This window comes from Synechococcus sp. CS-1332 (genome assembly GCF_025127995.1).
Classification (GTDB): domain Bacteria; phylum Cyanobacteriota; class Cyanobacteriia; order PCC-6307; family Cyanobiaceae; genus Cyanobium.
Genome location: NZ_JAHLYP010000050.1, coordinates 133,537 through 143,527, shown reverse-complemented (window position 1 = coordinate 143,527; position 9,991 = coordinate 133,537). Strand labels below are relative to the sequence as shown.

Genomic DNA, 9,991 nt, shown 5'->3' with positions numbered 1-9,991 from the left:
GCGGTGATCGGGCCGGCGGCGGCCGCAGCCCGGCCCCCGGCCCCCGGCGATCCGGTGCTGGTGGTGGAGCCGCCCCTGGCCCGCTGGGCCGGCCTTCTGGCGGCAGAGTTCTGGGGCCAGCCCAGCGGGCGCCTGGCGCTGATCGGCGTCACCGGCACGAACGGCAAGACCACCACCACCTATCTGATCGAGCATCTGGCCACCGCGGCCGGCCGGCCGGCGGCCCTGTTCGGCACCCTGCAGAACCGCTGGCCCGGTCACAGCGCCACCGCGACCCACACCACCGCCTTCGCCGATCTGCTGCAGGCCGATCTGGCCCAGGCGGCAGCGGCCGGCTGCGCTGTCGCCGCCATGGAGGTGAGCTCCCACGCCCTCGATCAACAGCGGGTGGCTGGCTGCCGTTTCGCCGGGGCGGTGTTCACCAACCTCACCCAGGACCACCTCGACTACCACCCGTCGATGCAGGCCTACTTCGAGGCCAAGGCCCGGCTGTTCGCCCAGGAGCTGCTCGAAGGCGGTGCCGTGGTCAATGTGGACGATCCCTGGGGGGCCCGCCTGGCCGAGCGGCTGGGGGAGGCCGGCCCCTGCTGGCGCTGCTCCCTGGAGGATCCGTCGGTGGAGCTGCACATCAGTGATCTGGTGATGGGTGCCGAAGGGGTGAGCGGCCGGCTGCAAAGTCCATCAGGCGAGGGGCTGTTCCGCTCGCCCCTGGTGGGTCGCTTCAATCTGATGAACCTGCTGCAGGCGGTGGGGGCCCTCTTGCAGCAGGGCCTGCCCCTGGCCCAGCTGCTCGACGGCCTGGCCAGCTTCCGGGGCGTGCCAGGACGCATGGAGAGGGTGGGCGGCCCGGCTGGCGTAGCCCTGCCAGCGGTGCTGGTGGATTACGCCCACACCCCCGACGGCCTCGAGAACGCCCTGGCGGCCTGCCGGCCCTTCACCGATGGCCGACTCATCTGCGTGTTCGGCTGCGGCGGTGACCGCGACCGCAGTAAGCGGCCCCAGATGGCGGCCATCGCCGCCCGCCTGGCCGATGCGGTGGTGGTCACCTCCGACAACCCCCGCACCGAGGATCCGCAGCGAATCCTGGACGACGTGGTGGCCGGGATCCCCGCCGGCACCGAGCTGGTGGTGGAGGGCGACCGGGCCGCCGCCATCGCCGCCGCCATCGCGGCGGCGGCGCCGCAGGATCTGGTGCTGATCGCCGGCAAGGGCCACGAGGACTACCAGATCCTTGGCACCACCAAGGTGCATTTCGATGACCGGGAGGAGGCCGCCAGGGCCTTGAGTGCACGCGCCGCCGGCTGAGCCGGCTTTGCCATGTGACGCACACGATGCGCGTGGTGCGGTTCCGTTCGGGTGTAACTTCACGATCCACCCAAATGATGTAGATGACCGCTTCTGTCCCCATGCCGAAGAAGTTCCTGGCGGAACTGATCGGCACCTTCTGGCTGGTGCTCGGCGGTTGCGGCAGCGCCGTGCTGGCCGCCGTCTTCCCCTACGACAACGCCGCCGCCAACCCCCTGGGCCTCGGCTTCCTGGGGGTTTCGATCGCCTTCGGTCTGACCCTGCTGACGGCCGTCTATGCCATCGGCCATATCTCCGGCTGCCACATCAACCCGGCGGTGAGCTTCGGCCTCTGGGCCGGCGGCAAGTTCCCCAGTTCCGGCCTGCTGCCCTACATCGTCGCCCAGGTGCTCGGTGCGGTGATCGCCGGCGGCGTGATCAAGCTGGTGGCCAGCGGCCGTCCTGGCTTTGAGCTGGCGGGCTCCAACCCCTTGGCTACCAATGGCTTCGGTGCCCACTCCCCCGGCGGCTACAGCCTGCTGGCCGCCCTGGTGATCGAGGTGATTCTCACCTTCATCTTCCTGCTGGTGATCCTGGGGGCCACCCATAAGCAGGAGCTGGGCGCCATCGCCGGTGTGCCGATCGGCCTGTCCCTCACCTTGATTCACCTGATCAGCATCCCGGTCACCAACACCTCGGTGAACCCGGCCCGCAGCACGGGCGTGGCCCTCTGGGTCGGGGGCGAGGCGATCGGCCAGCTGTGGCTGTTCTGGCTGGCCCCGATCGTGGGTGCCCTGCTGGCCGGCTGGTTCTACAAGGCCGCCTTTCAGCCCACCGAAAGCTGAACCAGCTGAGCCAACAGCCTCTCCACCTCGTCAGCGGTGCTGACCAGGTGGGTGCAGGCCCTCAGGCAGCGGGGGGATTCCAGGGTGCGAAGCCAGGTGCCCTGCTCCCCCAGTTGCTTCACGACGACGGCCGGATCCATGGTTTCTCCCGACGGGCCTGCCATGGTGAAGCTCACTAAGCCGGCGGGCGGGGGCACCTCCAGCAAGGTTCGGACCCCGTCAAGCCGTTGCAGGCCTTCCCAAAGCTGGACGCTGCGTTCCCGGATCGCCGCCAGCCGGGCCTCGGCATCGCCTTCGGCCTCCAGCAGCTGCAGCGATTGGTTCAGCCCCGCGAACAGGGGTGTGCAGGAGGTGGCTACCTCAAAGCGGCGGGCATCGCGGTGGTAGCCGCCGGAGCCGGGCCCGTCGTGCTCCAGGCTGCGCCAGCCGATCACGGTGGGGCTGCTGAGCTCCAGCAGGCGCTCCGAAACGGTCACGGCGCCCAGCCCTTCTGGTCCGCAGCACCACTTGTGGCCGGTGCAGGCATAGATGTCGGCGGCGCCGGCTGCCTCGGCCACTGGCAGGCTGCCCAGTGACTGGGCAGCATCCACCAGCAGCCAGGGATGGCGGGGATGGTTGGCCAACTGGGCCGCCACCGCCGCGATCGGCATTGTCTGGCCGCTGTTCCAGAGCAGGTCGGAGAGCACCAGCAGGCGGGTTCGGGGGGTGAGGGCGGCCTCCAGCCGCCGGCCCACCGCCGCGGCTGTGGCGGCGGCGTCACCGTCCAGATCGGCCACCGCCAGGGAGGTGATCCGCAGCTGGTGGCGCCGGGCCAGCTCCTCAAGGGCGGCCACCACCCCGTAGTGCTCGGCGTCGCTGACCAGCAGTTCATCGCCCGCCTGCCAGGGCAGGCCCCAGAGGGGCAGCACGCACCCCGAGGTGACGTTCTCGGTGAAGGCCACCCGCGCCGCGTCGACGCCGAACCAGGACCCCAGTCGCTGGCGCAGCCCTGAAACGGTGCGATTGACGTAGGGCCACACGTTGTCGCTGAATGGGCCCAGCTCCTGGATGGTGGCGAAGGCCTCGCTGATCGCCGCCAGCGATGGGCCTGGCAAGGGGCCCTGACCGCCGTAGTTGAAGTAGGCCTTGTTGGCCAGGGCGGGCATCAGATCCCGCAGGGGGATGGGGAGCTCGGCAGGCAAGGGCAGGAGTGGTGGCGCCGGTGAAGCATGGCAGTGGACGCCACCTGCCGGGACCGTATCCCAACCGGGGGCTCGGCTCTGAGTACTGAAGGCTTCTGGATTGAAAGAATCAGAGGAAAGATTCAGTGCTGAGAAACGTCCGTTGTTCGTCTCAGTTGCTGGAGATCACCTGGCCCACCACCACGGCCGCCACGGCCGAGAACAGGGTGATGCCGAGGGCCGTCAGGGGGCTCTGGCCCTGGGCCACCGCCAGGGTGGTGATCACACCGGCCCCGAGGCTGGCGACGGCGAGCTGGGAGGTGAGTTCGCTGCCGGTGCGGGGGCTGGGGCTCGGGGTCACGGCGGCTTCTTCACGATTGATCGTCAGACGCTACGGGCGATGAATCGTTCTTCACCGTCGCCCCCGGCAAGCTGTTACCAGGCGTGGTTGTTCTTCATGAAGCCGTTACATCGGGCCGCATCGATGCATTGAAAGTCTTCCACTTTCGTGCCGATTCGCCTCAGGATGGCCGGCCGGCCCCGGAGGCCGGCCGCGCCCGGCCGCTGCTCGCCCAGCTGCGCAGGGCCTCCAGTTGCTCCCGCGCCGTGCGCGACAGGGGCACCACCTGGCTGGCGGCGGCGATCAGATCGGATTCCCCCAGCTCCCGGCCCTCGCCGAAAGCCAGGTGCATGGCCTCGATCACGGTCTGCTCCAGTTCGGCGCCGGAGAAGTCGGCGGTGCGGTCCACCAGCACCTCCAGCGGAATCGTGTGGGCCGGCCGTCGCCGCCGCAGCTGCAGATCCAGGATCGCCCGGCGCTCGTCGGCGTCGGGCAGTTCCAGCAGGAAGATCTCGTCGAAGCGGCCCTTGCGCAGCAGTTCCGCCGGCAGGCGCTCCACCGCATTGGCGGTGGCCACCACGAACACGGCGCTGCTCTTCTCCGCCATCCAGGTGAGCAGGCTGGCCAGCACCCGTTGGCTGGTGCCGCCGTCGCTGCGGCCGTCGCCACCGCCGAAGCCCTTGTCGATCTCATCGATCCAGAGCACGCAGGGGGCCATCGCCTCGGCCCGCTGGATCATCTCCCGGGTGCGGGCTTCGCTGGCCCCCACCAGGCCTGCGAACAGGCGCCCCACATCGAGCCGCAACAGCGGCATGGCCCAGCTGTGGGCGATCGCCTTGGCAGTGAGCGACTTGCCCGTGCCCTGGGGACCGATCAGCAGCACTCCCCGGGGCAGGGGCAGGCCGTAGCGCTGGGCCTCCTCGCTGAAGGCCCGGTGACGTTGCTCCAGCCAGTGCTTGAGGGTCTGCAGGCCGCCGATGTCGGCGGGGGTGGCTTCGGTGGGGCAGTACTCCAGCAGTTCGCTGCGGGCGATGGCCTGGCGTTTCTCCTCAAGCACCTCCGTCAGATCCTCGATTCCCAGCTGGCCCCGCTGGGCCAGGGCCCGGGCCGCCAGCTGGCGCACCCGCTGCTCGCTGAGGCCGTGGCAGGCAGCCGTGAGTTGTTCGAGGACCTCCGGCGCCAGGGGTTGGCCGCTGGCGCCGGCGATGGCCCGCAGCAGCCGCCCGATCTCGCGGGCCTCGGGCAGGGGCAGCTCCAGCAGCGTGACGCTGTCTTCCAGCTCCCGCGGCATCTGCCATTCCGGAGCGCTGATCACCAGGGTGTGGGGCACCTGCCGCAGGCTCACGGCCAGGTTGCGCAGCCGGCGGCAGACGCCCGGATCATCGGCGTAGCGGTGGAAATCCTTCAGCAAAAGGATCGCCCCCTGCTCCTTGGGAAGCCCATCCAGACCGCTGAGGGCCGCCATCGGCTGACGCACCGCCTGGCCCTGCAGGTTGGGGGCCCCGGCCAAGCCTCCGATGAAGTCCCAGCGCAGCAGGGTGCGGCCCCCCAGGCGTTCGGCGGCCCGCTCCAGCAGCCCCTCCACCCGCTCCTCCTCCAGGCTGCGGATCCAGAGGATCGGCGTGCGGGAGCGGATCAGAAGATCCAGCTGATCGCCCAGGTCGTGGACCATGGCTCAGCGCAGGGAGCGGAGGGCCGCCCAGCGGGGATCACCCTCCCCTTCGCTGCTGGTGTCGCCTGTGGGTCGCGGCGGGCCGGGACAGTCCGCCCCGCAGCGGTTCACCAGGGGAAGTTGCAGGCTGAGCTGTTCGAACAGCCAGCGCTCCGGATCGAAGCTGCCGCCGGGATCAAGGCATTCCACAGGGTCGTCGGCCGCGAACACCACCTCCTCCTCCTCCGGACCCGCCACCGCGATCTCCAGCAGCTCCCGGGCCTTGGCCGTCAGGGGGCGGTTGTAGCTCTGCAGGCAACGGTCGCAGCAGAGCGTGATGATCGTCTCGGCCGAACCCTCCACCTCGAGCACGCTGCCGTGATGGAACGCTCGCAACTGGCCCCGCACCGGGGTGAGGCTGGCCAGGCCGGCGATGGGCTGATCCACCGGCCAGGTGCGCCCCTCGCCGAGCAGCCGCAACTCCTGCAGGGGCAGCGGCTGCAGCCGGGAGATCATTTCTTGGCCTTGGGCTCGAAGGGCAACCGGCCGCCACCACCACCGGCCGTGGCCGTGGCCGGCGTCTGGGCGAGTTGCTTGTCGAGGATCGCCTGCAGGTTGTCAGGAAGGGCCTCGCGGGTGAGCAGGAAGGTCTGGACCCCCTGGAACACGTTGGCCACCACCATGTAGAGCAGCACCCCGGCGGGCAGCGGGAAGAACAGGAACATCGCCGTGATCATCACGGGCGTGATCTTGTTGGCCGTGGCCTGCTGGGGGTTGGCGGGCATGCCCATGCCCGAGAGCAGCTGGGACGCGAACAGGGAGGCTCCGAAGGCCCCCACCAGGATGGCGATGTCCCAGTTGATCGCCCCGTCGGTGTAGAAGCCCACCTGACCGAGGGCCTTGATGAACAGGAAGCCGCTGCGGGCGGCCAGTCCGGGGATGCGGGCCTCGACGGTGGCGTCGCCGGGGGCCAGGGCCGTGATCGTCCCCTGGTCATTGACCTGAACCACACCCTCGCCTTTCGTCACCACCCAGCTGGGGGTGAAGCTGTCGCCGTGCTCCACGGTGCCGAGCAGGGAGGCAAAGCTGGTGCCGTCCTTGCCGTGCAGCTCCACCTTGGTGCTGTCACCGACGCCGAGCTTGGTGCCGCCGTCGAGGCTGGCGATCACCGGGACGTGCTCGGTTTCGCTGATGAAGATCGAGTGGCTGGCGCTGTTGAAGGGCTTGGTTTCCACCGCCGCGATCTCCTCGGCCGGCAACACCTTCAGGTTGATCGGGTAGGGGACATCGGCGAACGGCGATCCCCGCAGGGTGGCGAACAGGGCGAAGAGGATCGGCATCTGCACCAGCAGGGGCAGACAACCCGACAGGGGGCTGCCGAACTCCTTCATCAGGCCGCCCAGCTCCTCCTGCTGCTTCTGGGGGTTGTTGGCGTACTTGGCCTTGATTTCCGCCTGGCGTTGCTGCATCACCGGCTGGGCGATGCGCATGCGCCGGGCGCTGCGGATCGAGCCGGCGCTCAAAGGGAACAGGGCGAGGCGGATGACCACGGTCAGGGCCACGATCGCGAGCCCATAGCTGGGAACCAATCCGTAGAAGAAATCGAGGATCGGGAGCAGCAGGTTGTCGGAGATGTAGCCGATCACGGCAGGGGTTCGCTGGGGTGGGGACTCTCGGCTGCCAGTGTGCCCGACCGGGGAGACCGGATGGGGGTCAGGTGGTCAGGCGCTTTCACGGGCCGGGGGGGCGAAGCCCGCCGGACCGGGGGCGCCAGGCGTGCGGAGGGCGGCCTTGCCGCGGCTTTCGCGGCGCTCCTCGATGTAGGTCTCGAGCTCACGGAAGCGCGGCACCGCACGCATTTCGAGCTTGGCTCCGTCGTTGAGGACCAGCACCATGTCACCCCAGGCGCCGAAGCCCCTTGGGACGGAGCGCACCTCGCGGATCTGGCTGTAGACCACCTGGGTGCGGTCGCGGCCGAGCCAACCGCCGCTGACGCTGATGCGCCGGCTGGTGATCCGGAACCGGAGCCACAGGGCCCGCACGATGGCCCCGACGGCAAAGGGAATGCCGATCAGGGTGAGGCCGAAGAGCAGGTTGATGACCAGGTCGCCCCTGGCCGGGCCACCCTCATAGAAGACCGTTTCATTGATCTCAAGTTTGTTCTCCACCCTGTCCTCCGGGGTCAAGGAGCAATCCTGCCTGGCGCAGCAGATGGGTGCATTCTCCCAGGAGCTGGGCCTCGCCGCGCTCCAGGCAGCCGGGCTTGAGCGTGATCAGCAGCCAGAGGGGACTGGCCGGTGCCGGGGGGTGGCGGAGCAGTTGGTCGTGGAACAGGCGCCTGAGGCGGTTGCGGCGTACCGCCAGCTTGCTGACCTTGCTGCTGACCACGATCCCGCAGCGCCAAGGGCTAGGGCGTGGAGGTGTGCCGGGGGGGAGCAGGGACGGGTCAGCGGCAAGGACGCGAAGGACTAGGGCTGGACCCTGGAAACGGCGCCCCTGGCGATACAGGCGATCAAAGACACGCCGTCCCCTGAGCCGGTGCTGCTGCGGCAGGGCCACGGCCCCTCCAGGTCGGCCTCAGACCGCCAGGCGTGCCCGGCCCCGGCGACGGCGGGTGCGGATCACGCGACGACCCGTGTGGGTGCGCATCCGCACCCGGAATCCCGACACCCGCTTGCGCTTGCGGCTTGTCCCTTCGAGTGTGCGCTTCGTCATGCTGCTGTCTGCTCAGTGGGCCACCCTATCAGTTGGTGCCGGTGGGATCGATCTGGATCAGCCAGCTGCCCAGGTAGCCGGAGACGGGGATGTCGCCGGGGGCCTGGGCCAGGGCGTTGAACTGATACATGCCGGCATTGAACGGGTTGAACATGTTCATGTAGACCCCGATGGTGTCTTTGTCGGAGATTGGGGTCTCCGGAAAAATGTCGATGGATCTGCCGTTGGCCGACACCTCGATGGTGGCGGGAATGGTCTTCTCGCAGCGGGTTTTCTTGAGCATTCCGCCTTCGCTCATCTTGCAGAGCTTGATTTGTTTGGCGTCGATCTTGCTGTCGAAGTAGCTGGGCACGCTGATGTTCAACTTGATGATCGCCGTCTTGCGATCCTTCGGTCGCAGCATCAGATAATACTCCGAACGCTGCAAGCGGGTCGTTTCCGTTATGAAGTAATAGAGCTTCCGGTAATCCTTGTTGTTCTCCCAGCGGAACTCCATCAGGCCGGGAGTGCCCTGGGCGAGGGAAGGAGTGGTGGCGACAGGGGAGAGGGCGGTGGCGGTGGCCACGGCCAACGCTCCGAGGCAGGCGGTGCCCAGACGGCCGATGGGGCCCAGGGAATGGGACCGCTGACGCGGAAGAGAAGGCATGGCTGGGAGGATCGTCATGGTGAAAGTCTCAACACGTCCGTGCGCCTGGCGTGGATTCAGTGGTCGGCGGGGGAGCTGGCTGGGGCCGAAAGGTGCCCGGAATCAGCCCGATCGGGGCGCAGCCGGGCCGCGTCCCGCAGGTAGGGATGGACCACCTCCCGGCTGGCGTCCAGCCAGGCATGGGCAAGGAGCCGGATGCAGCGGGGCAGGTCTCCCGACACCGCCATCTGCTGGCAGTCCAGCAGGGCCACCCGGCCCCAGTCGGGACGGCGCCTGGCGATCGCGGCCGGGAAGCAGGCGTCCAGGTCGGCGGTGACGGAGAACGTCACCGAGAGCACCCGATCCCCCGCCAGGTCGTTGCGGTGCAGCAACTCCTCGATCAGCTCAGCCACGGCCTCCGCGATCGCCTCGCCGCTGTTGGCGTTGGCGGTGGTGGCTCCCCTCAGGGCCCTCAGCTCGAGACCAGGCTTCATGACGTCAGGGGCGATGGAGCCAGAGGGGCTGGCCACTCCAGGCCAGTTCCAGGCTCAGGGACTGGGACAGCTGCTGCAGCAGTGTGGCCCCCGGCAGCCGACCGAGCAGCTTTTTGGGTGGTTTGCCGAAGGTGATGGCGCGGGTTTTCTCCGGATCCAGCCCCGCCAGCTCCGCCGCCAGCCGGCGGGCACTTTCCTCATCCCCCAGGACATCCACCAGGCCCAGGGGCAGGGCCTGGGCGCCACTGAAGACCCGCCCGTCGGCGAAGGCGCGCACCGCCTCCTCCTCCAGGCCCCGCCCCGCGGCGACCGCGGCAACGAACTGGCCGTAGCTGGAATCGATCAGCTCCTGCAGCAGCTGGCGTTCCGCCTCCGAGAGGGCGCGGTCGGGCGAAAGGATGTCCTTGTAGAGGCCGCTCTTGACGGTTTCAAAGCGGATGCCGATGCGCTTCAGCAGCCGCGAGAGGTCATTGCCCCTCAGGATCACGCCGATCGAACCGGTGATGGTGCCGGGATTGGCGACGATCTTTTCCGCCGCCACCCCCACGTAGACCCCGCCGGAAGCAGAGATGTTGCCGAAGCTGGCCACCACCCGGCAGCCCTTCTCCCGAAGGCGCAACAGGGCCGCATGGATCTCCTGGCTGTCCCCCACGGTGCCGCCGGGACTGTCGATTCGCAGCAGCAGGGCGGGGCACTCCCGTTGCTGCACCTGCTCGATGGCCTTCAGCACCCGGACCCGGGTGCCTCCGGCGATCGGCCCTTCGATGGCGATGCGCGCCAGGGTTCGACGGGACTTGCGACGCCAGGGCCAAGGCATTGTGGAGATGCGCGGTGGCTGGATCTTAAAAAGAAGGCCTTGAGGGGCCTGCTGCCACGC

The 9,991-nt window shown here is 68.8% G+C and carries 13 protein-coding genes; 2 read left to right on the top strand and 11 right to left on the bottom strand.

The window, feature by feature from the left end; genetic code table 11:
- On the top strand, window positions 1-1,305 hold a 1,305-nt coding region (locus KQ305_RS13085), incomplete at its 5' end, for a UDP-N-acetylmuramoyl-L-alanyl-D-glutamate--2,6-diaminopimelate ligase (RefSeq protein ID WP_259725836.1).
- Between the two features lie 101 nt (window positions 1,306-1,406).
- Window positions 1,407-2,129, top strand: coding sequence for an aquaporin Z (gene aqpZ / locus KQ305_RS13080; protein ID WP_259725835.1), 723 nt, complete (start codon window positions 1,407-1,409; stop codon window positions 2,127-2,129).
- Here the strand turns inward: aqpZ and KQ305_RS13075 are convergent.
- The 11 genes from KQ305_RS13075 to sppA all read right to left on the bottom strand — a co-directional run bounded on the left by KQ305_RS13075 (window position 2,111) and on the right by sppA (window position 9,931).
- A complete protein-coding gene (locus KQ305_RS13075) occupies window positions 2,111-3,274 on the bottom strand; it encodes an aminotransferase class V-fold PLP-dependent enzyme (RefSeq protein ID WP_259725845.1) in 1,164 nt (387 codons plus the stop codon). The two genes, aqpZ and KQ305_RS13075, sit on opposite strands and share 19 nt — an antisense overlap.
- Before the next feature lie 187 nt (window positions 3,275-3,461).
- Complete coding sequence (locus KQ305_RS13070) at window positions 3,462-3,650, bottom strand: hypothetical protein (RefSeq protein ID WP_216905632.1); 189 nt, start codon at window positions 3,648-3,650, stop codon at window positions 3,462-3,464.
- A 160-nt stretch (window positions 3,651-3,810) separates the two neighbouring features.
- Window positions 3,811-5,301, bottom strand: a complete 1,491-nt coding sequence (locus KQ305_RS13065) for an AAA family ATPase (RefSeq protein ID WP_259725834.1) — start codon at window positions 5,299-5,301, stop codon at window positions 3,811-3,813.
- Window positions 5,302-5,304: 3 nt separating this feature from the next.
- The gene (locus tag KQ305_RS13060; RefSeq protein WP_259725833.1) at window positions 5,305-5,796 is read right to left on the bottom strand and encodes a DUF177 domain-containing protein; all 492 of its coding nucleotides are present in this window, start codon (window positions 5,794-5,796) and stop codon (window positions 5,305-5,307) included.
- Window positions 5,793-6,926, bottom strand: a complete 1,134-nt coding sequence (yidC, locus tag KQ305_RS13055; RefSeq protein WP_259725832.1) for a membrane protein insertase YidC — start codon at window positions 6,924-6,926, stop codon at window positions 5,793-5,795. Before yidC ends, KQ305_RS13060 begins: the two co-directional genes overlap by 4 nt.
- Window positions 6,927-7,001: 75 nt before the next feature.
- Window positions 7,002-7,466 carry a PH domain-containing protein gene (locus KQ305_RS13050; protein ID WP_259725831.1) on the bottom strand — a complete coding sequence of 155 codons (465 nt, stop codon included), beginning with the start codon at window positions 7,464-7,466 and terminating at the stop codon, window positions 7,002-7,004.
- Window positions 7,432-7,839 (bottom strand): ribonuclease P protein component, encoded by a 408-nt coding sequence (gene rnpA, locus KQ305_RS13045; protein ID WP_259725830.1) that lies wholly within the window; start codon window positions 7,837-7,839, stop codon window positions 7,432-7,434. Before rnpA ends, KQ305_RS13050 begins: the two co-directional genes overlap by 35 nt.
- Window positions 7,840-7,857: 18 nt before the next feature.
- The gene (rpmH, locus tag KQ305_RS13040) at window positions 7,858-7,995 is read right to left on the bottom strand and encodes a 50S ribosomal protein L34 (RefSeq protein WP_015108935.1); all 138 of its coding nucleotides are present in this window, start codon (window positions 7,993-7,995) and stop codon (window positions 7,858-7,860) included.
- Window positions 7,996-8,023: 28 nt separating this feature from the next.
- Window positions 8,024-8,641: a DUF2808 domain-containing protein gene (locus KQ305_RS13035; RefSeq protein WP_259725829.1), complete on the bottom strand. Its 618-nt coding sequence runs from the start codon at window positions 8,639-8,641 to the stop codon at window positions 8,024-8,026.
- A 56-nt stretch (window positions 8,642-8,697) separates the two neighbouring features.
- Entirely contained in the window at window positions 8,698-9,114 is a 417-nt protein-coding gene (gene aroH / locus KQ305_RS13030; RefSeq protein ID WP_259725828.1) for a chorismate mutase, read from the bottom strand.
- 4 nt (window positions 9,115-9,118) lie between these two features.
- Window positions 9,119-9,931 (bottom strand): signal peptide peptidase SppA, encoded by an 813-nt coding sequence (gene sppA / locus KQ305_RS13025; RefSeq protein ID WP_259725827.1) that lies wholly within the window; start codon window positions 9,929-9,931, stop codon window positions 9,119-9,121.
- Window positions 9,932-9,991 lie beyond the last annotated feature (60 nt).

Bases quoted from the DNA above. Each gene is read 5' to 3' on its own strand.
- KQ305_RS13060 (WP_259725833.1), bottom strand. From the start codon at position 5,796: ATGATCTCCCGGCTGCAGCCGCTGCCCCTGCAGGAGTTGCGGCTGCTC.
- aqpZ (WP_259725835.1), top strand. From the start codon at position 1,407: ATGCCGAAGAAGTTCCTGGCGGAACTGATCGGCACCTTCTGGCTGGTG.
- aroH (WP_259725828.1), bottom strand. From the start codon at position 9,114: ATGAAGCCTGGTCTCGAGCTGAGGGCCCTGAGGGGAGCCACCACCGCC.
- KQ305_RS13035 (WP_259725829.1), bottom strand. From the start codon at position 8,641: ATGCCTTCTCTTCCGCGTCAGCGGTCCCATTCCCTGGGCCCCATCGGC.
- KQ305_RS13065 (WP_259725834.1), bottom strand. From the start codon at position 5,301: ATGGTCCACGACCTGGGCGATCAGCTGGATCTTCTGATCCGCTCCCGC.
- rpmH (WP_015108935.1), bottom strand. From the start codon at position 7,995: ATGACGAAGCGCACACTCGAAGGGACAAGCCGCAAGCGCAAGCGGGTG.
- sppA (WP_259725827.1), bottom strand. From the start codon at position 9,931: ATGCCTTGGCCCTGGCGTCGCAAGTCCCGTCGAACCCTGGCGCGCATC.
- KQ305_RS13075 (WP_259725845.1), bottom strand. From the start codon at position 3,274: ATGCCCGCCCTGGCCAACAAGGCCTACTTCAACTACGGCGGTCAGGGC.